The sequence below is a fragment of the Falsibacillus pallidus genome (assembly GCF_003350505.1).
In the GTDB taxonomy this organism is placed as follows: domain Bacteria; phylum Bacillota; class Bacilli; order Bacillales; family DSM-25281; genus Falsibacillus; species Falsibacillus pallidus.
In genome coordinates this window covers 17446-41241 of the sequence record NZ_QQAY01000017.1, presented here as the reverse complement: position 1 = coordinate 41241, position 23796 = coordinate 17446, and the positions used below count along the sequence as shown (strand labels likewise).

Here is a 23796-nt window from a genome sequence, read left to right as displayed (position 1 = left end):
GTTTGCTATCATTAGGATATAAGTGAAAAGGAGATGAGAGAATTGGCAAAGCAAGTGAAATTAGGCAAAACCGAGCTTTTTGTAAATCCCATCGGACTTGGAACGAACGCAGTCGGAGGCCATAATATCTATCCGAACCTCAGTGAAGAAGTCGGTAAAGATGTTGTACGCACCGCTATTGAAAATGGCATCAATTTTTTGGATACAGCCTTTATTTACGGCCCTGAACGGTCGGAAGAACTGATTGGCGAAGTGATAAAAGAAAAAGGCTGCCGCTCTGAAATGGTCATTGCCACCAAAGGAGCCCATAAAATCTTGCCGGGCAATCAAATCATCAAAGATAATTCACCAGGATTTTTAAAACAATGTGTCGAGGACAGTCTGAAAAGGCTGCAAACTGATTATATCGACCTGTTCTATATCCATTTCCCTGATGAAGACACACCGAAATACGAAGCTGTCGGGGCATTGAAAGAATTAAAGGACCAAGGAAAAATCAAGGCAATCGGCGTTTCGAATTTCTCAATTGAACAATTGAAGGAAGCCAATCAAGATGGATATGTCGATGTCCTTCAATCAGAATATAATCTATTCAAACGCCAGGCAGAAAAAGATTTGCTGCCATATACAGCTGAAAATCAAATTTCCTTTGTTCCCTACTTCCCTCTTGCTGCAGGATTGTTAGGCGGAAAGTACACGAAGGACACGACCTTCCAGGACGGACGGGCCAAAAACCCGATGTTCCAAGGGGAGCAGTTTGAGAAGAACCTGGAGAAAGTGGATCAGTTGAAACAGATCGCTGAAACGAAGAATGTTGAAACAGCACATCTTGTTCTAGCATGGTACTTGTCAGTCGATTCCATCGACGCCCTCATTCCAGGCGCGAAAAAACCGGAACAAGTGGTCAACAATCTTAAAACATTAGACGTTCAATTAACAAAAGAAGAGATTCAGAAAATCTCAAATATTTTCCAATAAGAAAAGCGAACGCCCTGAGTTCCATTGGAGATCAGGGCTTTCCTATTTAATATCGCAAGGTGCATATTTCAGCACTCAGAAAATCATCCTAACCAAAAAGGAGTTGAAGGTTGATGCCGAAAGAAAGTCAAAAAAATACGAATACCGAAGTGGACGCTCATAGAGATGGACGGTTGGATACTGTCATAAACGATCCTGGTACAGACCTTGGGAATCAGGCAGGTGTCGCAGCCCAAACTGAAGACCATCAGCACCCATACCATGTGACAAAGCTTGAGCATCATGATAAGGATCTCGAAAAGTTCCAGCGTATGATGAAGGGTAAGGTAGTCGAGGATAAGTAAGTCCAAAAAAAAGGTGTACCAAATGCATTGCACTTGGACACCTTAATTTTTTAAGCTTTTTTAAATGTCAAAATGGCCGTAGTCCCTGCTCCTTTTTCACTTTTAAACTGGAGGCTTCCGCCATACTTCTCCAAAATATTGTAGCAGATCATCAACCCAAGCCCAGTCCCCGAGCTCTTCAAGGAATAAAACGGTGTACCAAGTTCTTTTATTTCTTCTTGGTCCATCCCCACCCCTTCATCTGCAATTTCTACAACAGCATAATCCCCTTCTGTTCTGGAAGAGATTCGAATTTCCCCGCCTTTTTTCATCGCTTCGATTGAGTTCTTCATGATATTCACGAGCAGCTGCTTGAGCTCTACTTTGCTGCCATAAATAAAGGACTCTTCTGCCTGGTCCACTTTGAATTGAATATTGTTGATGGATCCATAGGATTGAAGCAGGTCTGTTACACTCTTCAAGATTTCAGACAGGTCAACTAAAGAAGCGTGTTCGTCATGCGGTTTGGAAAGAGAGAGAAAATCCTGAATGACAGATTCCGCTTGATCCATCTCCAAAAGCATCAATTGAAAATGTTCCTTAGCGGATTCCGGGATATTCGGGTCTTCCCGATATAACTGCAGGAACCCTTTTACAACCGCAATCGGATTACGGATTTCATGTGCTACAGCTGCTGCCAGCTGCCCTGTCATCTTCAATCTCTCCGACTTTTGGATATGATCATAATATTGGCTAATCCGATCGATTCGATTATTGGTAATGAAGAAAATAAAATAGAGCATGATTTGCGCCCCGATGAAATCAAGCACATTTCCTGTAAAATCGCCTTTTAAGAAGGAGAACTTCTCACCCTCTTCAAAGTAGACATAGAGGAATGCGCCAAAAGCTCCGGCAAAATTCAAGATCCATATCGTGTAAAATAATTTTTTATGAAAAAAACCGATTGCCACGGCAGGAAGCAGCGCAATAAATATAAAATTCAAAGCTGTCAACGGATAGTAAATGAAAAAGGCGTAAAAGTATCCTGCAATTGTAAATATCAAAATACTTCTAAGCAAAATAGACTCTTTTTTAGGATAAATGATAAGCAAAACGGAAATGACGACCACAAAAAATGACTGGATTATGATCCCTGCATTCCATGAAAGGGAAGGCGATGTCACAACTCCAAGCACCATGATTGCAATAATCAGCGCTGCCGTCCATCTATATAAAACGATATTTGCTATGTGATTAAATTCCTTCATTCAAATTCTCCTTCAATCAATAGAAACCGCAACAGAATTTTTATAGAGCTATAATATTACTGAACTTCCTAATTATAGCACTTATCCCTTGTCCTTGAACGCTTGCTGTCAAAAAAAAGAAGCTACCTGATTTTTTCAGGACAGCTCGTTGAATTTCTATTATTCTCAGTTAGCAGGAACGCCTTTTGGCTTTACTTCTTTTTCAGCTCTTGCCCCTATGATGTAACGGTCCCCACCTATAAATAAAGACACAAAGAGGCCGATGATGCCCGCAATCAATGCCAGGACAAATCCATGATGCAATGCCGTTTCAAGAGCACCTCTCATGTATTCGACCAGCTGAGGCGGAAGGGCCGTATTTTGCTGCATAAGGACCTCAGGCTTCGCTAATTTCTGAACCTGCTCTGCAGGCATCTGGGAGGAAGCAGCAAACGAAGTCATTTTATCTTTCAAGTAATTATTGACGATCGTTGCTGTAATGGATGCCCCCATGACGCCGCCGATGCTGCGCCAGAAACCGACGACAGATGATGCGATCCCAATGTATTTCATCTCAACATTTTGAGCCACGGCATTTTGAGATACACTCATCAACGGCCCTAGGACAATCAATCCCATCCCGATCATAACAAGGGTCACGGTCAATTTGGCCGTTTCGTGAGTGATTGTTCCAAGCATGTATGCTTCCCCGATTCCCGCTGCCATTGAAATGATCATAATGGTGCGGAATGGAACTTTTGTACAGAGAAAACCACCCATTATCGCCCCAATCATGATCGGAAACATCATTGGAGTAAGGACGCTGTTGGAGTTTTCATTCCCCATGACAGCAACAGAAAGAATCGGCAGATACGTAATGGCCGAGAACATGATGGCTCCCTGGCAGAAAACAATGATGCTTGTGCCAAGAACCATTTTATTTTTAAAGATCCCAAGCGGCAGGATTGGCTCCTTCGCTTTTCTCTCTACCAAAATGAACAAGACAATCGCAATGGCAGAAGCCGAGAACATACTGATGATCTGTACAGAATCCCATGCATAATCCTTTCCACCCCACTCAAGTCCGAGCAGGAGAAGGACTGTGGAAGCTACAAGAAGGAGTGTTCCAAGGTAGTCGACTTTCGGCTTTTGATCCGATTTTGACTCCTTCAGAGCAAATAGCAGTGTGACAATCGAAAGGATGCCGAACGGGACATTAACATAAAAGCACCATCTCCAGCCTAGCACCGCCGACTCCGAAATCCACGTACCGATCTGTGGTCCAAGCACAGAAGAAATCCCAAAGATTCCTGCAAAGACCCCGGACATTTTGGCCGCCTTCTTAGGATCCGATGACATAGCAAAAATGATAGTAAAGGAAATCGGGAATATTGCCCCTGATCCGACCCCTTGAATCACACGATAAGCAATCAACTGATCAATCGTCTGTGCTGTCCCGCAAAGAGCAGAACCGATTAAAAACAAGCTGATGCCGATTAAATAAAACAATTTCCGTCCGAATAAATCACTCATTTTCCCGAAAACGAGCATCGTACTAGTCGATGCCAGCATATAAGCAGTAAAGATCCAGCTCATTTTTTCAAACCCGCCAATATCTTTGATGACCTGGCTGATGCTCGCAGACACAATGGTATTATCCAGCGACGACATGAACAGGCCAAGTGCCATCGCCAGCACCACATAAGCCATTCTTTTATTTGTTTCCATCATTCCCACTTCCCCAAAGTTCAATTTTCTAATTTTTATCCTCAAATAGAATATCACGGGATCATTAAAATTCAATAAAAATTGGAATTATTTATTTCGACAAAAAAAGAGCTCGATGATTGAGCCCTTTTTCAAATATGATTATTCTTTTGGTTGGAGAGCACCTGCCGGATCGTAGCGAGTTAAATCCAACTCAGTCGGGATGCCCTGAACCAATTTCGCCAGCTCAGCCCCGAGATAAGGCCCGCTTGTCAGACCCGATGCACCGAGGCCATTCGCAATCAGCAGTCCATCCACCCTAGGCAATGGACCGATAACCGGAAGAAAATCCGGGGTAAACGGCCTGAATCCAACCCGTGTTTCAAGCCATTCTCCCTGTGCCAATCCAGGTGCGATATCCAACGCTTTGCTGACTACTTCATGGATGCCCCCTGCTGTCACCCTTGAATCAAATCCGACCTCATTTTCATGAGTGGCCCCAATGACCACCCTCCCGTCTTCAAAGGAAAGGATGTACTGATCATTTTGCGGCATGATCACCGGCCAATCTTCCGTCCCTTTATCTTCTATTTGCAGATGTACGATCTGTGCTTTCTGGGGCTTCACCATGAACGTAATGCCAACCTGATCTAAAAGTTCTTTTGCCCAGGCGCCTGCTGTGACGATGACTTTGTCCGCCTGCATTTCCCTGCCATCCATTCGAACGCCGGAAATGCTATTGCCTTTTTGCAGCAATTCCGCATCACCGTGTATTACTTCCGCATCACATTTGACCGCTGCATTAATCAATGCATCCCTTAACGCCCTGCCGTTTACTTTCGCTGCTCCTGAAACCCATACGGAACCAAATTCATCCGATAATGGCGGGAATAGATCTTTTGTTTGTTGGGGCGTTAATATTTTCACTTCTCCGATTTCCGGAGCATCCTTTCGGCGTTCAATCGCTCTCTCAGCCATTTTTTCCAGCTTTGTATGATCATTATGTATACTTAATGCCCCGACTCTGCTGTACCCTGTTTCCGTCTCCCCGCATTCTTTCAACTGTTGGATAAGATCCGGATAATAGCGGGCACCGCCCTTCACCATTTCATACCATGCCTTATTCCGCCTCTGCGATATCCATGGGCACACAATGCCTGCAGCCGCATCTGTCGCCTGTCCTTTATCAAATCTATCTATTAATACAACATTCAAGCCAGCCTTAGCTAAATGGAAAGCGGTGGATGCACCGAGTATCCCAGCTCCGACTATTATGATCTTTTGCATTTGCAACACCTTTTCTATGGAAATCTTTTTTCCATTATCCCATATTGGCGGGCTGGTTCTCAAATACAGGAATGGAACCTTATACGTGCACACACAAAAAGGATAATCCTCATTCCAGCGAGGACTATCCTTGATTTTTCAGCTATTAGTCTAATATCTTAATGCGCTGCTGTATGATTGGCCGGCTTTGATGCTTTGGATGCAAATCCAATATAGATGGAAGCAAATGCAATAATGAAGTGAAGGATATTATCGGATATTAAGAAAATGATTCCTGCAAATTCATGTGTGAATAATCCTAAGATAGCAACCAGCAAATAGACAAATCCAAATACTTTAGCATATAAGGCAGCCTTTGCCTCCGTTCCGCTCATAATAAGGGCGATGATACCTGATGCCAAGTGGACAATATTATGCATCGGAGTCAGATGAAATATCCCCTCCATCGGCAATATAAAGCCAACAATGCCCAACAGTATAAAAATAACACCTAATCCTTTAGTAAATTTTTGAGCCATATTTATTCGACCCTTTCTATTTTTGATTTATTCAAATAGAAAACGGACCAAACAGATAATTGGATCACAAAAAATTAATTATTTTTTTGAAGGATATTTTCCAGCGCCTGATTAAGCTGTGGATACCTAAACGTATATCCTTCCTTTAACAGCCGTTCTGGAAGGACCCATCGGCTTTTCAAAATCAGCTCCGTTTCTGTCTTGATGAATACAGCGCCCATCTCGAGCATCCACTTAGGGGAAGGCAGACCCCACTTCATATTCATGTTCTTTCTCAATAGCTCCATCAGTTTCCGGTTGTCGACTGGATTTGGTGCAGAGCAATTGAACACCCCGCTTAAATCCTCTCTTTCCATTAAAAACAGCATGATTTGATGCAAATCTTCAATGTGAATCCAGCTGAACTTTTGATTGCCAGGCCCTTGATGTCCCCCGAGACCGAATTTAACAAGGTTTTTAAATGGACCCATGACACCGCCGTCAGGTCCCAATACGATGGCGATCCTTAATGCTGCTTGGCGAGTCTTCGGCAGATCGAATCCAAAAAAGTATTTTTCCCATTCCTTCGCTACCTCAACAGAAAATCCGCTCCCGATTTCACCGCCTTCTTCTGTCATCGGCCGATCCTCTGCGTGGCGGTATATGGTTGCTGTACTTGAATTGAGCCATAGTGCAGGAGGGTTTTCACATTTTAACAGAGCATTTCCTAATATCTCAGTCGTTTGCGTTCTTGATCTGAAGATTTCTCTTTTATTTTTTTCATTGTAGCGGCAATCCACTGACTTCCCAGCCAAGTTGATGAGGACTTCAGCGTCTTCCAATGCTTTTAGGATTCCTGGTTCATCCTCCCACTGTATATTGGGGGAACGCCTGGAAATGATGAAGACTTTATAACCATCCTCTGTGAACTTTTCTTTAAGGTATTGACCAATAAATCCGGTTCCACCGGCAATGACCACTTTTTTCTCCATCATATCAGCCCTTTTCATGAGATTATAATTAAAGTTTGTGAATGAATTCACATATATTATACCTAATATTTACCACGTTAGAAACCCTATTTTACAAAACTTCAGCACATTCTCCGATACGAATGAAATGAAATGCGCATAATGAATGTGTTACCTTTATGATGATGGAAAAATGAAAGGAAAGGAACGATGATAAATGCGTGATAAAGACACATTGAAACAGGAAATCCTTGAGGCTTTTCATTTTAGACATGCAACGAAGCAATTTGACCCTGACAAGAAAATTCCTGAAGATGATTTCCAATTCATCATGGAAACAGGGCGCTTATCCCCAAGTTCCTTCGGCTTTGAGCCATGGCGCTTCCTTGTGATTCAAAGCGAGGAAATGAGAGAAAAGATCAAGAATGCTGCTTGGGGTGCTTACGGAAAACTTCCCGAAGCCAGCCATTTTGTGGTGATTTTATCTCGAACCAAGCTCGATACAGAATATAATTCAGCCTATTTGCAGGATCATTTCAAGAATGGGAAAAATATGCCTGAAGAAAACTTTAAGAAATATATGCAGCGCATCGAAGAGTTTCAGAAAGAAGACTTTAAGCTTCTTGATGGAGACCGTCCGCTACTGGATTGGGCAGGCAAACAAACCTATATTGCCCTTGCCAATATGATGACAGCGGCAGCCCAGATCGGGGTCGACTCCTGTCCAATTGAAGGATTCAACATGGACAAAATGAATAAGCTGCTCGCTGACGAGGGCTTGTTGGAAGACGGCCATTTCGGCATTTCCGTCATGGTGGCATTCGGCTACCGCGTCAATGAGCCGGCAGAAAAATCACGCCGTCCATTTGATGATATTGTTAAATTTATATAATTAGACGAAAGAGGACCGGAATATCCGGTCCTCTCTTTTGTTTGGTCTACCTTTTATACCAATCCGCATTCTCATCCATGTGCAGAAAAGGAATATCTGTATCAACGGCGCCTGTGATCCTGCCCGCTTCCAGATCTGCTCCTTCCAGCCACTTTCCGAAGTCGAATTCTACTGGCTCCCTGTCCCCTCCGAGCGTAATCCAAGCCTTCATTTGATGCGGCAAGTAGGCAGTTGTGTGGATGGTCCCTGCCCAGCTTCCATACAAATCGGAAAAGACGCCTTTATCAGTATCATTCAATAGCCGGAATGCCTGCTTAGCATTTAATGTTGCAGCTGCCCGTGTATCTTCAATGACTTTGAGCCTTCGTTCAGAATCAACCAGATGCCTGCGGTTTTCATCCTTCATGATTTCAAAGTGGTTTGTACAGGCAGCTGCCATTCTCACTTGCACATCGCGAGGAGAGGCTTCAATCACAACAGCTTCCCGATCCCTGTCATAGACCACATAGCTAAAAGAATGGCGGTGAGGTATTTCCTTGAGCATCGCAGCAGCTTCGGCAACAGTTGCGCAAGACTCCAGGATGAGCCTGCCAATCATGCAGCAAATGAACCCATCTCCGGGCTTTTTTCGATTCATGAAATTGTAGCCGACAGCAAGCCCGTGTTCATTCATGCCGTCCATCCGGCCCGTTCCCCGCTGGCTTGGTCCAATCATCGCATACCCCTTGCCGTCTGTCGGCTGGTACAATACATACCGCCCTTCATACGTCTTCGGATGGTAATCGTAGTTGCGGATGAGATAATCCTCTCCAGTCAAAATCGAGCAGCCGGAACGGTTATACTCCACCCGGTAGCCGCCGAACTCCTGCAGCACCTGCTGCATCGGCCATTGAAGAGCATCTTGAAGCCCCAAAAGCTCATCCCATATACCCGGTGCGAATCGCTTGATTTCCCGTTTGGCTTCCTGTTCATCTATTTCGAATCGGGGCTTCCGCACTTTCCATTGATTTTCCCGATTGATAACGGTCAAAGAATTCTTCAGCCGCATGCCCTGCATATACCCAAAATCGTAGTGAGAACCTCTGAATTGAATAATCTCGCTGTGAATTTCCTTCATGTCTGCCCTTCTTTCCTCTCTTGGAATCGTCTCAATCAGCATAATGGATAATTCCACGAAAAGAAAACATCCCGTCTCCTTACTCTCCAGCTGCCTTCAATTTTTCATCCAGCATCCAGAAAGCATCCATCAAACGATCTTTTGGAACGGTATGATATAAATCACCGATGGACGCTTCATACGAGCATTGATGATCATTCACTTCTTTTAGATAGCCGGTAAAGACGACCCCTGTTTCTTCAGCAACCTCAAGCAAAATCGCCTCTGCCTTTTCTTTCGCAAGATGAAAATGGACGTGGAACATATTTGAAACCGGTACAGCCGGAATGGTCTCAACCCGGTGGCAGGCATTGAAAAATGAAGCATACTCAATGGCCTCGATAAAATACTGCTCCATCTTTCCGACTCTTTCTTCAAAATAATGGTCTGCCGTCAGGATATACGGATAAAGGCTGATCAAATTGCCGCCGTGGCGTGTTTTCCAGATCTTCGCTTCCTGGGTAAAAGATTCATCTCCGGCTAAAATGGCACCGGCAATGCCGCCAATCCCTTTATAAAGTGAGACATAGACACTATCAAATAAGGAACAGACCTCTGCAGCCGTTTTTTGATAGAATGGCAGGACTTCATACAGGCGCGCCCCGTCTAAATGAAGCCTGATTCCCTTTTCTTTGCAATAGGAAGAGATGTCTTCCAGTGTTTTATAATCAGGCAGCTGCCCTCCGATCTCACGCTGAGGGAGTTCAAGAAGTATGGCAGAGACCTCATCCTCCATGTTTAAGATATCTTCCATTTCAATCACTCTATCTTTCTCTGTCAGTAGAACGGACTCTATATGATGAAGCTTCTTTAAGCCATCCTGTTCGTGGATTTCCAAATGGCATAGCGGATGGTAGGCGACTTTTTTGATCCCTTTTTCATCACTCCAGATTCGCAGGGCAATCTGCTGCGCCATGGTGCCGCTCGGGAAAAAGACCGCACTTTTTTTGCCGAGGTACTTAGCCATTTTTTCTTGAAACTCCTCAATGACCTTCCCTGCCCCGTACATATCACTTTCCAGATGATCATCGATTGTGTCGAACGCATCTTTCAGGACTTTCATGTTTCTCTTTCCATGTCCATTGACCGGGTATTCTGCAGTTTTAAAAGCTTCTATCAGCGTTTTATTCATATTAATCTCCCCATTTATGTAAGTTTTCTTGATTGGTTAATACTCATTGTTTTCTAGATAAATTGTGCGGAATCCTCTTTTGGGATGGGGGCAATTTTTAATAAATGACATTAGTCAACCCATTTATTTGATAAAATGGATAAAAAGAGAAATAAGGGGGATTCATTTTGTCCAACTTCAACCTCCCAGCCGTTCTGTTCAGCCTTGCTGCATGGGGGCTGATTATTTTTTCAGCAGTTTTTATTTACCGGAGAAAAGAGATTAAGCTGAAAACATGGAAAATTATTTTTGTCATGGTAATCGGTTTATTTTCATTTTCCTTCAAAATGCATTTCTTTGGGGAAATTATACAAATATCCATTCTCCCTCTTGGCGTATGGATTTTATTCGGTGTTTTACGTCGGAAAGAAGGTCGCTGGCAAGCCTACCGTCCCTATGCATGGCTAGGGTTTGCAGCGAATTTCATTTTTTTGATATCCAGCCTCCTGAGCATTTCCGTTCACCATATGCTTTTTCCAAGGGATGTGGCAAGCACCTATGTCTCAAACATCCACTCCCCTTCGGTCATTGTGATCCATCCGAGCGGCAAAGAGGAAATGGTCGATTCTAAGAAGCTTCAAACCGCTGTGGAAAATATGAAAGAAGAAGAATTGAATATCTTCAACTGGCATGATCAAACCGCCTCTCTCGATAGAACACAAGTGGTAGAAACTTTTCCTTATGTCTTGAAAGGAACTTCATCGAAGTGGGGAAGCGGCATCGAGACACTTGTTTATGTTGCGAAAGATGGGAAAGGCATTTTGATAACAAGCAAGGAAAAACAGCACTATTTCCGCTCACCTGATTCTATTTTCGAGGGGGTGGATGAAGAATGACCAAACGAAGAAAGCTTTCAATGTTTTTAGCACTGGTACTCGTCATCGCCATCTTATCAGCATATTGGTTCTATTTAGCAAAGCCGAGCGGCCTTCCTACGGAGAAAGAAATTATGTCCATGGCCGCCAAGGAAGATACAACTTTTCGGCCAGACAATATACAAGAAATCCTTGCGATCGATTCAACTCATGTGCTGGTTCCTTTTATAACATCCAAGGACACTTACGGACTGATTTTTGTCGTATGGAAACATCATAAGTGGGCAATGGATTCCATTGTAACCAACGGCTCCCCTAGAATCTGGACCTTTAAGAAGAATGATCCGTCTTCACAATACATCGTTTGGAACATGCATCCTGATGACCAGTTGGGGCAGATTGACTTTTACCTCTTAAAGAGACGATCCTATTCCGGATCAGGAGGGATATCCACATATGAGCCTGGGACGCAGATGAAAACCACAGCTTTATTAGATGAGAGCACCTATGGATTCAAGAAACTCCCGAAAGACTGGGCTTACTATATGGAGAACTTTAAGGACACTTCTCGGAATGAACCCCATTCAATGTTTGATAATTTCTTCTCGCACAGTTCTATGTATATAGGTTGGCTTCCGATGAATAAAAATGGAGAGTCTGTATTTCCTGAGCAGTCCGTGAATGGAGAAAGCTATCACAGAGGAGATGAAATTATCGATTAATTAATTATTCTTGGTAAAGAGGATCTTGAGGGAATATTAGAGTAGAGATCTTTACAGAAAAAGGAACCGAATTCGGTTCCTTTTTCAATCCGTTCCAGTAAAGGTGACAGTCATCACCCGGTTTTTGTCGAAAAATGGCCTATGTGGTGCATTTCCTTATTGAACAGGAGGATCCCATTATGTACCTAGTTAGGAAAACTAGCCACAGGCGCATAGAATTGGAGTTTTCGCGCATAGCTGGACTTGGCCGGCGCATAAGAATCATTTTTCGCGCATAGAGCATGGAGTTTGGCGCATGGCCAACCGTTTCTCGCGCATAGCCCCCGTCAAGAAGGGAAATCCGCTATGAATTCCACACTGTTTTTCTCCAAATGTCTCTCGCAAATTTCCTTCACCTCTAAAGAGAGCAGAATTTCACTCATTAAGACCCCAAATTGGACATGGAGGAGGTCTTTTTTCTATATTTTGTCCCATCTTCATCAAATGCCACCTATTTTCATAACCTTTTTTCTTTTTCATCATGCAAATAGGGGCAATATTGAACCCGGTACCTTTTTTACAATGCTTTCCGAAATGCTTTTACTACGACTCCATCATCCGCAGGCTCAAAGTCATGTTCAGGGACATGGTGGAATCCCAGTTTTTGATAGAGTTTCATCGCTGTTTCCATGAAGGGGGCTGTATGGAGACCGATGTGCGTGCAGCCCCTTGCTTTGGAGCGGCGCAGGCATTCTTCTATCAGGAGTGGCGCTATCCCTTTTCCCCTCGCATGCGGGTCAACTGCGAGCATCCGGATTTCAGGGTAATCTGAGGATCCGACGAGCCCCCGGTAGACATCTGTTTTTTCTGGACATAATACGATGCTTCCGACAATTTCCCCTTCTAGCTCAGCTACAAATATCATCGCACCGTTTTCTTGATCTGCTTTTGAAGAAATGGCTGTCCTCAACCCTTTCCAATGGTTTGATGAAATTTTATTTTTGTGCTCGTCATAAGCTTCCACCCTCTGCTTTCTTATCAATTCCAATTCTGTTTCATGGGCATCTCGAATTAGCACCATACCTCTTCCTCCATCCATCGTTTGAATGAAACCATTATAATCCAATTTATGGATTAAATGCGCATATTAATGTTATTTCAGCTAATACTATTAAATATCAAAAACTCATTTGACATATCTTTAAAATATGATATAGTAGTAAAAACTTTAATACTTAAAAGCGTTTAAGCAAAAGAATATTCATAGAAGCGTTGATAGGAATTCAGTAGTTTTTGTCCTGCTGCTTATAGAGAGCTGATGGATGGTGGAAATCAGCACACAGACAAAAATGAAATTCGCTCCTTGAGCTCCCTGTTGAATCAGGGCGGTGTGAGCCGTTAACAAAATGAAGCGGCAGGGATTTTTTCCTGCAACTAGGGTGGTAACGCGATATTCATCGTCCCTACTGGTATTTCCGGTAGGGGCGTTTTTGTTTTTTATTGTTCAGAGAGAAAGGGTGTTCAGCATGGAGGAGAATCAGCAAGCGTTGAAAAAAGGATTGCTGCCAAGGCACGTTCAGTTCATTGCTTTGGCAGGGATGATTGGAACGGGGATTTTTAAAGGCAGTGCAGACACATTGAGCATGGCAGGACCGAGTGTTGTGCTAGCTTACTTGGCAGGAGGGCTTCTCCTCTTTATCGTCATGGCAGCTTTAGGGGAAATGGCCATGATGCACCCCAATTTGAATGTCCAGAACCTTGTGCATAAAGCTTTTGGATTCAGAATTTCATTCATCGTTGGATGGCTGTACTGGATCAACTGGATCCTGGTCACCATCGTTGAACTATTAGCAGGCGGAAGCTTCCTGCAGTACTGGCTTCCCGGTGTACCGTTATGGCTGTTGAGCCTGATTTGCGGCATCGTCATTATTGGAATCAATTTGTTCCAGGTCAAGCATTATGGGGAAATGGAATTTTGGTTTGCCGGAATTAAGATATTAGCACTTATTGCTTTCATTGTTTTAGGTTTCCTTATTATTTTCGGCGTTCTGCCAAGCCATGTGGATGATCCTATCTCCAATTTCACCGGACATGGAGGAATCTTCCCGCATGGATTCGGCGGAACAATCAGCGCCCTTTTAGTTGTCATGTTCTCCTATGGCGGGGCAGAGTTGATCGGGGTCGCGGTCACTGAGGTCAAGGATTCCGAAAAGGTCCTTCCGAAGATCATCAAAGGAACGGTCTGGAGGGTCATGATCTTTTACGTACTTCCAATGCTGATTATCTGCGGATTGATGCCTTGGAACGAAGTATCGGCAAAAGAAAGCCCATTCGTTCAAGTATTCAGCCTCTCAGGTCTTCCTGGGGCAGCGCATATCATGAACTTAGTGCTATTGACGGCCGTCCTGTCTGCAGCCAACTCAGGCATCTACGCGACATCAAGGACCCTGTATTCCATGGCACAAAGCGGCGAGGCTCCTAAAAGACTGCTTAAAACAACCAGCACAGGCATTCCGATCAACGGGATCATGATCACCAGCTTCTTTATCGTCGTCGGCGTGTTCCTTGCATACATGACTCCTGAGCAAGTCATCGGTTATTTGATGACAATTCCAGGATTCACTGTCATGCTGATTTGGATCGGAATCTGCGCGGCCCATCTGAAGCTTCGCAAAGAAGATCAGGTGCGTCCATCCTTCCGTCTTAAATGGTCCCCGGCAACGAACATTATTGCTATCGCCGGTCTTTCGTTCATCTTTATTTCATTTTTATTCAATAAAGATAATATCGTCGGTTCCACGGTATGCATTGCGGCGGTAGCCGGACTTACTGTCATTTCTATATTCGCAAAGAAAAAAATACACTAAACATTTGATAAGAGCGGTGCTTCCACCGCTCTTTTTTATTCGGCCAAAAACCGTGGAGACCCGCTTTTTGCCGAACTGTCCAAATTATATAAATACATTTAAAAATCTTATTTTAATAAACCATATTGTATAAATATTCTTTCCGCCGTATTATTAATCTTGCATTTTAATTTATATTTATTCAGGAAGGAATACAGCCATGAATTCTCCATCTACAAAAAAGCTTGGTGTATTGGGACTATCCATCATCAGCGTCAATACAATATTAGGTTTAAAGAATATTCCTTATGCAGCGACAGTCGGTCCATCTGCCATTCTATTTTGGGTCATCGCGGCACTGCTTTATTTCATCCCCCTCAGCTTGATCATCGCGGAGCTTGCAACAAGCTATCCGGAACAAGGCGGCGTCAGCGCGTGGGTCAATCGGGCATTCGGACAAAGAGCGAGCTTTTTAAGCAGCTGGTTCTATTGGGTAGCGAATTTCACCTACTACCCATCATTGCTGCTTGGCATCACGGTCAATATTTCGTATGCCATCAACCAGCCTATGATCATTGAAAATACTTGGCTTAGAACCATCATTGCCTTGACGATTTTCTGGATCGTTACATTACTGACACTCCGGGGAACAAAAATGAGTGAAAAGCTGGCGGCCATCGGAACACCGATCGGGCTGGTGGTGCCGGTTATCCTTATCTTTGGATTCGGTGCATACAGCATCTTCAGCGGAAACCCTTCCGCAACGGAATTTACCGCAAAAACGATTACGCCAAACAGTTTATCCCTTGATACCATCATGTTTTTATCCACATTGATGTTTGCCTTTGCAGGGATGGAGATGCTTGGAACGATTGCCGGAGACGTGAAAAATCCGCAGAAAACTTTCCCGAAAGCAATTGGAATCACTTCTGCCATCATAGCTGTCGTTTATATCCTTGGAACAATCGCTTTCCAATTTGTCGTGAATATCAAGCCTGACCAAACGGCAACCGCTTTGTACTTGTTCGCGGATAAAGCAACAGCTGATTTTCATTTACCATTTCAATTATCTCAAGTTTTAGGCATCTGTTTTGTCATTTCCATCGTTGGCGCATTATCTTTTCTTATTCTGAATCCAAGCGTCATGTTCTATGAAAGCGGCAAGAACGTCCTGCCGAAAATGTTGACCAAAACAAATAAAGCCAACATGCCATCCAACTTAATCTTATGGCAGTCAGCCGGCGTGTCTGTGATTCTATTATTCTCAGGTTTCATTCCGACCATTTCTAGTGCACTGAATATGCTGACATTCATGGCAACATTAGCTTTCTTCATTCCATATGTATATCTGATCCTTGCCTATATCAAATTACGCAGGACAGACAAAACTACTATACGTCCATTTAAAATCAAGAGCATCATCATGGCGAATGTCGTGGCTGGAGCCGCACTGTTTTCCGTCATCGGAACGATAGCTTTGACCTTGATCCCTGCCCCGCATACAACCATTTCAGAATATGCACCACTTGTTGTCGGTCCTATTCTATTCGCAGGATTGGGACTGTGGTTCTATCAGCTCGGGACAAAAGAAACACGCACACAATTGAAAAAGGCAAGTTAATAGAAAAAGCTCAACCCTATGAGGTTGGGCTTTTCTTTTGCCATAAAAAAAGGATAGTAAATCTCTCATCCGCGGTGTAAAATGAATATCAAAAAATGGAATTCAACCATTATTTTCGCTTCCTGGAGGTTGTTGCTGACTACTGATATTAATCCCGATGATCTTTTTAAGGTGGGGGATCAATCTATTCCTTCCGCCAGTTTCCTCTTATTTATCTAAATATTACAAATATATTGAAGAGGTAGATGAAAGTTGAGCATACTTACGAAAGAACCTACTATTTTTAACCACGTTGGGAATAAGATCAAAACGGATGACCGTGAGATTAATATTATTGCTAGATTTGAAGAGCCGCTGGTCGTCGTTCTTGGAAACGTATTAAGCCATGAAGAATGCGATGAGCTGATTCAATTATCCAAGGAAAAAATGGACCGCTCCAAGATCGGATCCGGGCGCGATGTAAATGAACTTAGAACGAGCAGCAGCACCTTCCTTCCGGAAAATGAAAGTGATGTCGTCGAAAGAGTTGAAAAGAGAGTGTCTCAAATCATGAACATTCCTTTCGAACATGGGGAAGGGCTTCAAATCCTTAACTACCAAATTGGCCAGGAATACAAAGCACACTTTGATTTCTTTTCCAAACCTGTCAGCAACCCAAGGATCAGTACATTCGTCATGTACCTGAATGATGTGGAAGAAGGCGGGGAAACGTATTTTCCAAGCCTGAAACTCTCCGTCTCACCTCAAAAAGGAATGGCCGTGTACTTCGAATACTTCTACGATAATCAGGAATTAAACGACCTTACCCTGCACGGCGGAGCACCCGTTATCAAAGGAGATAAGTGGGCTGCCACTCAGTGGATGAGGAGAAAAAGATATAAGTAATGTAGAATGGACGGTCTTCTCTGGAGGACCGTCCATTTTTTGTGTTTATTGGAGAATCAACGTTCCCCACTTTCTTTTGCATCATTTGATTAATTTGTAAACATAAAAAGAGTGCAATTTCTGCACCCTCATCCCAACCTTCTTTCCAACCGAATGCTGAGGGTTGAAAGAGAAAAGTTTATAACGAAATAAATAACGGCTACTAGGATGATGATCGGAAAGATAAAATCAAAATCCTGATTCCAAATAATTTTGGCTGAATTCAATATCTCAAGCAGTCCGAACATGGACGTATAGGACGTGTCCTTGACGATTGTTATGAACTGCCCGACGATAGCTGGGATCATCCGCTTAAAGGCCTGCGGCATAATGATATATATCAGTGTTTGAATATATGTCAGGCCCTGTGAACGTGCAGCTTCAATCTGACCTTTCTCAATTGAATTCAAACCGCTTCTTACAATTTCTGAAAGCTGACTGATTTCAAAAATGATGAGTGCGATGGCCAATTTCCAAAACAGGGTTACGTCTATTCCGAGTTCAGGCAAACCAAAGAACGTAAAAAATAAGATCAAAATCAATGGTGTATTTCTCACTATCTCAACATAGGCAAAGGAAACCTTCCCAATGATCGGCGTTTTGCTGTAGCGGAATATAGCTAAGAATGCACCGATGATAAAACTTGCTACAATAGCGGTGAATGCAAGCAAAAGGGTCATCAAAACCCCTTTTCCTAAAAATATCAGGTTTGGCATTGTATATGCCTCTTTAATTAAATCCATGTACAGCCCTCCTTAAACAAGCAGTTTTCTTTCAAGGAAATTGACGAGTATACTTAATGGAATCGTCAGGATCAAGTAAAAGACCCCTGCAAGGATATAGACCGGAAAAACTTGCCCCGTACTCCCTTGAAGTGAATCTGCAACATACATCAAATCATATCCGGCAAAGAAGGTGAGAACGGCTGAGTTTTTTACCAGATTAATAAATTGCGATCCTAATGGCGGAATCACGATGCGGAAAGCCTGTGGAAGTATAATGAATACCATGGCTTGATAATAGGAAAGCCCTGAGGATCGAGCTGCCTCCATCTGCCCTTTAGGAACAGATTGTATGCCCGCACGGACGATTTCAGCTATGTATGCGGCTGTATAAAACGTCAATCCTAGCATTCCCGCCTGAAATCCTGATAGATTCAGGAATCCGATATGAAGCTGCGGCAATGCATAGTATAAGAAGAAAATCTGAACCAGCAGCGGGGTATTTCTCAAAAATTCGACATACCACCTTGCACAAAAAGCTAGCGGCTTTACTCCTGAAACCCGCAGCGAAGCAATGGTGAATCCCAGGATAAAACTCATGACAAGGGCTGCCAAACTCGTAATGAGAGTACGAAAGAAACCTGACCAGTATTCATCAATGTGGGAAAATACGGTTGCAAAGCTTTGAGCATCCATTTTTCTCACCCCTTATGTTATTTGTCATCAAGAAGCTCATTCAGTATGAAAGAAAGGGCCAGTGGAATACACCAGCCCTCACTTCCTCTTCATTATTTCAGCATAGTGTTTTCTTTTAGGATATCTTCAGGCGGCTCCTCGCCAAACCACTTTTTATAGATTTTGGCTAGTTCACCTGATTCCTTCATGTCATTAAGGAAATCGTTCACATATTCCCTGAATTCATCATCATCCTGATTGAAAATCATTCCATACGGTTCGTCTGTGAACAGACCGCCTGTCAAAACGTAATCAGGATCCTGCTTATGCATTCCCATAAGGATGGCATTATCTGTTGTCAGTACATCGCCTTTTCCTGATTTCAATGCTGTGAAAGCTTGTGCATAATCATCAAATAAAGTCACTTTGGCGTCAGGAGCTGCCTCTTTGATGTTTTGTTCACTTGTTGAACCCTTAACGGAAATAACGACTGTATCTTTGCCTAAATCATCTACACTTTTAATTTTACTGTCTTTCGGAACCAGCAGGGACTGCCCAGCAATGAAGTACACATTTCCGAAATCGACTGTCTGCTCACGCTCTTCTGTTATTGTCGCTGTTGCAGATGCAAGATCGATGTCGCCGCTTGATACAAGTTCCATGCGGGTCTTGGAGTTTACTTGTTTAAGCTCCAGGATATCATCAATTTTTTTGTCTTTCCCGAAGATATGTTTGGCCAGTGCTTTCATTAAATCGATGTCATATCCCTTTACATCCCCGGATTTAGGATCTTTTAGACCGAATAGATTGACGTCATATTTGACGCCTGCTACCAGCTTCCCTCTGTCTTTAATTTGATCCAATTTGCTTGCATTACTGTTTGAATTGCTGCTTTCTTTGCCGCCGCAAGCAGCCAAAACAATTCCAACACTAAGCAGCATGACCAGCATAAGCACTAAAGACTTCTTCAAAATAACTCCCCCTTAAAATTTGTAAAATATATGAGAAAGGCAACTTTATAAGATCTTGCTTAAAAAGTTTCTAGCCCTTTCTTCCCTAGGATTCGTAAAGAATTCATTCGGTGTGTTTTCTTCCACTATCTGGCCTTCATCCATGAAAATCACACGGTCTGCAACTTCACGGGCAAATCCCATTTCATGAGTCACCACGACCATAGTCGATCCTTCTTTAGCCAACAGTTTCATAACTTCAAGTACTTCATTGATCATTTCCGGATCAAGTGCTGAAGTCGGTTCGTCAAATAAAAGAATCTTCGGCTTCATGGCAAGGCCGCGGGCTATTGCTACACGCTGCTGCTGACCACCCGACAATTGGGTTGGACGGAAATGGGCTTTTTCTAAGATCCCGACTTTGGCAAGATAATGCTTAGCATCTTCTTCTGCCTTTTCTTTGGTCATTTTCAACACTTTGCGAGGTGCAAATGTGACATTATCAATGACACTCATATGTGGGTAAAGATTGAAATGCTGAAAAACCATGCTGATGTCTTTACGGAGATCATTCAAGTTCAATTTCTTATCGCTGAGGTTCCGGTCATTGACCATGATTTCGCCATCTTTATATCCCTCAAGTCCATTGATGCAGCGGATCAGCGTACTTTTGCCCGAGCCGCTTGGTCCAATCACCACTACAACCTCTCCATTTTTTATGTTCAAATTGATATTTTTCAGCACGTGATTCTCGCCATACCATTTATTGACGCCATTAAAATGAATCATTTATACGCCTCCTTCTTCTCTTCGCTGGAATTAACTATATATTATGTAAACATATGTAATTATTGTAATTGTAACACAATTCATAATGAATTACTATTCAGAATTATCAAATAACACTACTCGGTAATATGCACATAAAAAAAGCCGCTTTAAAAAAAAGCGGCGCTGACTTTACCAATTATGATTTTCTTATCCAAGCGTGAGCAATGCCACACATTCCACATGCATCGTCTGCGGGAACATATCCACCGGCTGCACTTCAAGCGTCTGGTAGCCGCCGTCCTCGAGAACCCTTAAATCCCGTGCTAGGGTTGCCGGGTTGCACGACACGTAGACGACTTTCTTTGGCTTCATTTGGATGATTGTGTTCAACAATGCTTCATCGCAGCCTTTCCTTGGCGGATCAACTACGAGCACATCAGCGCTGATCCCTTCTTTATACCAGGAAGGGATGACTTTCTCCGCTTCTCCGACAGCAAAATCCACATTGTCGAAGCCGTTTAATTCTGCATTGCGCTTCGCATCTTCAATGGCCTGCGGGACAATTTCCACTCCGAGCACTTTTTTGGCTTTTTGAGCTAGGAACAGCGAGATCGTCCCGATACCACAATACGCATCAATGACGGTTTCATCCCCATTCAACTCGGCATATTCCAATGCTTTATCATAAAGCACCTTGGTCTGGACCGGGTTTACCTGATAGAACGAGCGGGCAGAGATGGCGAATTTCACATCCCCGATATAATCGTAGATGAATTCTTCTCCCCAGAGGACCGTTGTTTGATTGCCAAAGATGACGTTGGTCCTTTTAGAATTGACATTTTGAACAACAGATTTCAATCCATTGACTCGCTCTTTTATCTCTTGAACGATCTCTTCTTTATGCGCCAGGTCCGCGGTCCTTGTCACAAGGACCACCATCACTTCACCTGTTTTACGGCCCACCCGTGTCATGATATGGCGGATCGACCCTTTATGCTTCTCTTCATCATAGGCACGCACTTTATATTTCTTCAAAATATCCTTCACGATTTGGATCGCTTGGTCGTTTTCCTTTTGCTGAATGATGCAAGTGTCCATATCAATGATTTCGTGGCTTCGCTTCTGATAGAAACCTGCAACAAGTTCTCCGTTCTTTTCTCCCACAGGGACCTGTGCTTTGTTGCGGTAGTACCAAGGTTTCTCCATCCCAAGGGCGTCATGGACGGGTACCTCAGGGAGCTTGCCGATCCTCTGCAGGACGTCTCTCACATGCTTGGTTTTCGCTTCCAGCTGTCCTTCATATGAATAATGTTGAATTTGGCATCCGCCGCATTCTCTATAAATCGGACATGGCGGCTCCTGTCTTTTGGGGCTGTCCGTATACCGCTCAGCAACACGGCCGAATCCGTACCCTTTGCTCGGCTTCACGATTTTCACTTTTGCCTCTTCACCGGGAAGGGCATTCGGGACAAAAACAGGGTAGCCGTCAATTTTGGCCACACCATTCCCGTCGTGCGTCAAATCCTTAAAAACAACATCATAATATTCATTTTTCTCTACGGGGGCTTTCCCTTTTTTGCTCATCATGCAACTTCCTTTTCTGTCCGTTTTTCACTATTTCTGATTGTATCATAAGTCCATGGCTAAAGCGATTTGACGATTACCTCTGCCTCCATTCATGTTTCTCCTTTTTAGCGCATAGCATCAAATAAGAATATTCAAGGAGGCGGTCCATCCTGAAAGAGGTCCTGATGTTTACAGACCCGGGTATAGATGATTCGATTGCCATTATGTACGCACTTCTTCATCCAGGCATAAAGCTAGTTGGAATCGTCTCAAGCTATGGGAATATGAGCAAAAAAGATGCAACCAAAAATATAGCCTACCTCCTGCATTTGGCGGGAAAAACCGATATCCCCCTCATTGGCGGCGCGACAAGGCCTTTAAGCGGGAAAATCCCAAAATACTATCCTGAAATTCATGGAGAAGAAGGACTTGGCCCTATCTCTCCACCTGACTATATAAAAGGAGATCTGCTCAATTTCAGCCAGGTTTTTGACATAATCGAAAAGCATCCAGACCTGACCATTGTAGATGTGGGAAGGAGCACCTCCCTTGCCACTGCAATTGTATTGAGCAGCGAGCAGATCGGGAAAATAAAGCAATTTCATATTATGGGCGGCGCGTTCTTGACCCCGGGAAATGTGACAGAGTATGCTGAAGCAAATTTCTATGGAGACCCCATCGCCGTCAATTTGTTCTTAGCGAACTATAAGAACATCACCATCGTGCCCCTCAATGCGACGAATAAAGGAATCATCACAAAAGAGATTGCCCAATACATTGTTCAAAATGCCAATAATCAGTTAGTGTCCATCCTCCAGCCCATCATCGACTACTATATAGATGCATACAAAAAGCTGGTTCCAGGCATCCAAGGGGCTCCTTTGCATGATGTGGTGACTTTGTTTTTACTCATGAATCCCGGGATGGGCAGTAGCATTTCAAGAGATGTGAATATTGAACGGGATGATAAAAGCCGCGGGCAGAGCATCGCCGATTTCCGTCCGAAATCCCAGCCTTCCAAAAATAACATCAATATTTATATGGATTTGAATTACAGCAAATTTGTAGAGGATTTTATTCAGGTGATGATCGGAAGGAATATAGGAAAGAAATAAAAAGCTCCTCATATTCTATTGAAAAAAGTTCTCAATTACGGTTGACAATAAAGTGATTCAGACTTTATGATAAAAGTATCATTGAGAATGATTTTCAAAATCAATACTAATTTAGAATAGATGAGGTGTTCACATGTTGTCGAGTCTGTTTTTATCATTTCGCGAAGGACTGGAAGCTGCGCTGGTCATTGGAATCATATTGGTTCAACTGGCTAAACTCAATAAATCTTCCCTGTCCAAAGCTGTTTACATAGGTGCATTGGCCGGGTTGGCTGTCAGTGCTGTCGGCGGTGTGATTGGTTTTAATGAAGCACAGGAGCTTGAAGAAGCAGGGGAGGAAATCTTTGAAGGAATCATGATGCTAGTGGCAGCTGGATTAATTGCCTACTTCATTCTTTGGCTCCATAAAAGCAAGCAGGTTTCCTCGAGCGTTCTTTCTCAAGTTGAGAAGCGCACAAGCTGGATTGGGTTATTTGTCCTCTCGTTTCTTTCTGTATTGCGGGAAGGCATTGAACTTGTCATCTTCAATATGACTCAAATAGCAGAGAACTCAGGTATGGTTGCATTTGGAAGCATCTTAGGCATTGCCTTAGCGGTCTTATTGGCCATTATTGTTTTCAAGACCACCCTTAAATACAACCTGGGCATCATTTTTAAAGCCCTAGGCATAATATTGATCCTGATTGGCGGAGAGCTTTTCGCTGAAGGACTGGTAAAATTGATTGAGGGCGGAGGAGAACTTTTAGAAACAATCGGCATGATCGTATTTATCGTCCCTTCCCTTTATATTTTCCTTAAAGATGATTTTAAGAGATTCCAAAATCGAGACAAACAAAATAGCAAACCAAAGACGAGTTAATA

The 23796-nt window shown here is 43.2% G+C and carries 23 protein-coding genes and 1 other annotated feature; of the genes, 10 read left to right on the top strand and 13 right to left on the bottom strand.

Features of this window, described 5'->3' with window-relative positions:
* Positions 1–42 precede the first annotated feature (42 nt).
* Positions 43–978, top strand: a complete 936-nt coding sequence (locus DFR59_RS17300) for an aldo/keto reductase (protein ID WP_114746922.1) — start codon at positions 43–45, stop codon at positions 976–978.
* Between the two features lie 113 nt (positions 979–1091).
* A complete protein-coding gene (locus DFR59_RS17295) occupies positions 1092–1322 on the top strand; it encodes a hypothetical protein (protein WP_114746921.1) in 231 nt (76 codons plus the stop codon).
* Between the two features lie 50 nt (positions 1323–1372).
* Here the strand turns inward: DFR59_RS17295 and DFR59_RS17290 are convergent, their stop codons facing one another.
* From DFR59_RS17290 to DFR59_RS17270, 5 genes are all read right to left on the bottom strand, one after another.
* A complete protein-coding gene (locus DFR59_RS17290; protein WP_114746920.1) occupies positions 1373–2569 on the bottom strand; it encodes an ATP-binding protein in 1197 nt (398 codons plus the stop codon).
* A gap of 165 nt (positions 2570–2734) precedes the next feature.
* Positions 2735–4279: an MFS transporter gene (locus tag DFR59_RS17285; protein ID WP_245948518.1), complete on the bottom strand. Its 1545-nt coding sequence runs from the start codon at positions 4277–4279 to the stop codon at positions 2735–2737.
* A gap of 138 nt (positions 4280–4417) precedes the next feature.
* Positions 4418–5542 carry an NAD(P)/FAD-dependent oxidoreductase gene (locus DFR59_RS17280; protein ID WP_114746919.1) on the bottom strand — a complete coding sequence of 375 codons (1125 nt, stop codon included), beginning with the start codon at positions 5540–5542 and terminating at the stop codon, positions 4418–4420.
* A 158-nt stretch (positions 5543–5700) separates the two neighbouring features.
* A complete protein-coding gene (locus tag DFR59_RS17275) occupies positions 5701–6060 on the bottom strand; it encodes a DUF4383 domain-containing protein (RefSeq protein ID WP_114746918.1) in 360 nt (119 codons plus the stop codon).
* A gap of 74 nt (positions 6061–6134) precedes the next feature.
* The gene (locus tag DFR59_RS17270; protein WP_114746940.1) at positions 6135–7031 is read right to left on the bottom strand and encodes a TIGR01777 family oxidoreductase; all 897 of its coding nucleotides are present in this window, start codon (positions 7029–7031) and stop codon (positions 6135–6137) included.
* Positions 7032–7227: 196 nt separating this feature from the next.
* Here DFR59_RS17270 and DFR59_RS17265 point away from each other — a divergent pair, with 196 nt between their 5' ends.
* Positions 7228–7902, top strand: coding sequence for an NAD(P)H-dependent oxidoreductase (locus tag DFR59_RS17265; protein ID WP_114746917.1), 675 nt, complete (start codon positions 7228–7230; stop codon positions 7900–7902).
* Between the two features lie 46 nt (positions 7903–7948).
* Here DFR59_RS17265 and DFR59_RS17260 read toward each other — a convergent pair whose 3' ends face one another.
* Together DFR59_RS17260 and DFR59_RS17255 are read right to left on the bottom strand one after the other, a co-directional pair.
* Entirely contained in the window at positions 7949–9019 is a 1071-nt protein-coding gene (locus DFR59_RS17260; RefSeq protein WP_114746939.1) for a C45 family autoproteolytic acyltransferase/hydrolase, read from the bottom strand.
* Between the two features lie 79 nt (positions 9020–9098).
* The gene (locus DFR59_RS17255) at positions 9099–10196 is read right to left on the bottom strand and encodes a threonine aldolase family protein (RefSeq protein WP_114746916.1); all 1098 of its coding nucleotides are present in this window, start codon (positions 10194–10196) and stop codon (positions 9099–9101) included.
* A 161-nt stretch (positions 10197–10357) separates the two neighbouring features.
* Here DFR59_RS17255 and DFR59_RS17250 point away from each other — a divergent pair, with 161 nt between their 5' ends.
* Both DFR59_RS17250 and DFR59_RS17245 read left to right on the top strand, forming a co-directional pair.
* Positions 10358–11065 carry a hypothetical protein gene (locus tag DFR59_RS17250; RefSeq protein ID WP_114746915.1) on the top strand — a complete coding sequence of 236 codons (708 nt, stop codon included), beginning with the start codon at positions 10358–10360 and terminating at the stop codon, positions 11063–11065.
* Positions 11062–11766: a hypothetical protein gene (locus DFR59_RS17245; RefSeq protein WP_114746914.1), complete on the top strand. Its 705-nt coding sequence runs from the start codon at positions 11062–11064 to the stop codon at positions 11764–11766. Before DFR59_RS17250 ends, DFR59_RS17245 begins: the two co-directional genes overlap by 4 nt.
* A gap of 556 nt (positions 11767–12322) precedes the next feature.
* Here the strand turns inward: DFR59_RS17245 and DFR59_RS17240 are convergent.
* A complete protein-coding gene (locus DFR59_RS17240) occupies positions 12323–12826 on the bottom strand; it encodes a GNAT family N-acetyltransferase (RefSeq protein WP_114746913.1) in 504 nt (167 codons plus the stop codon).
* Between the two features lie 182 nt (positions 12827–13008).
* Positions 13009–13213, top strand: a binding site (T-box leader).
* Between the two features lie 58 nt (positions 13214–13271).
* On the opposite strand from DFR59_RS17240, the gene DFR59_RS17235 reads away from it, so the two are divergent.
* From DFR59_RS17235 to DFR59_RS17225, 3 genes are all read left to right on the top strand, one after another.
* Positions 13272–14612, top strand: coding sequence for an amino acid permease (locus DFR59_RS17235; protein ID WP_114746912.1), 1341 nt, complete (start codon positions 13272–13274; stop codon positions 14610–14612).
* 199 nt (positions 14613–14811) lie between these two features.
* Positions 14812–16212 (top strand): APC family permease, encoded by a 1401-nt coding sequence (locus tag DFR59_RS17230; RefSeq protein WP_114746911.1) that lies wholly within the window; start codon positions 14812–14814, stop codon positions 16210–16212.
* A gap of 252 nt (positions 16213–16464) precedes the next feature.
* Positions 16465–17097 carry a 2OG-Fe(II) oxygenase gene (locus tag DFR59_RS17225; protein ID WP_114746910.1) on the top strand — a complete coding sequence of 211 codons (633 nt, stop codon included), beginning with the start codon at positions 16465–16467 and terminating at the stop codon, positions 17095–17097.
* Positions 17098–17225: 128 nt separating this feature from the next.
* On the opposite strand, the gene DFR59_RS17220 is transcribed toward DFR59_RS17225, so the two are convergent.
* The 5 genes from DFR59_RS17220 to rlmD form a co-directional block, all read right to left on the bottom strand.
* Complete coding sequence (locus tag DFR59_RS17220) at positions 17226–17879, bottom strand: amino acid ABC transporter permease (protein ID WP_114746909.1); 654 nt, start codon at positions 17877–17879, stop codon at positions 17226–17228.
* 12 nt (positions 17880–17891) lie between these two features.
* Positions 17892–18554 (bottom strand): amino acid ABC transporter permease, encoded by a 663-nt coding sequence (locus tag DFR59_RS17215; RefSeq protein ID WP_114746908.1) that lies wholly within the window; start codon positions 18552–18554, stop codon positions 17892–17894.
* A 92-nt stretch (positions 18555–18646) separates the two neighbouring features.
* Positions 18647–19483 carry a transporter substrate-binding domain-containing protein gene (locus tag DFR59_RS17210; protein ID WP_114746938.1) on the bottom strand — a complete coding sequence of 279 codons (837 nt, stop codon included), beginning with the start codon at positions 19481–19483 and terminating at the stop codon, positions 18647–18649.
* Between the two features lie 66 nt (positions 19484–19549).
* Positions 19550–20272: an amino acid ABC transporter ATP-binding protein gene (locus tag DFR59_RS17205; protein ID WP_114746907.1), complete on the bottom strand. Its 723-nt coding sequence runs from the start codon at positions 20270–20272 to the stop codon at positions 19550–19552.
* A 189-nt stretch (positions 20273–20461) separates the two neighbouring features.
* Positions 20462–21838: a 23S rRNA (uracil(1939)-C(5))-methyltransferase RlmD gene (gene rlmD / locus DFR59_RS17200; protein ID WP_114746906.1), complete on the bottom strand. Its 1377-nt coding sequence runs from the start codon at positions 21836–21838 to the stop codon at positions 20462–20464.
* Between the two features lie 167 nt (positions 21839–22005).
* On the opposite strand from rlmD, the gene DFR59_RS17195 reads away from it, so the two are divergent.
* A complete protein-coding gene (locus DFR59_RS17195; RefSeq protein WP_114746905.1) occupies positions 22006–22935 on the top strand; it encodes a nucleoside hydrolase in 930 nt (309 codons plus the stop codon).
* Between the two features lie 133 nt (positions 22936–23068).
* On the top strand, positions 23069–23794 hold the full coding sequence (locus DFR59_RS17190; RefSeq protein WP_114746904.1) for an FTR1 family iron permease: 726 nt from the start codon (positions 23069–23071) through the stop codon (positions 23792–23794).
* Positions 23795–23796 lie beyond the last annotated feature (2 nt).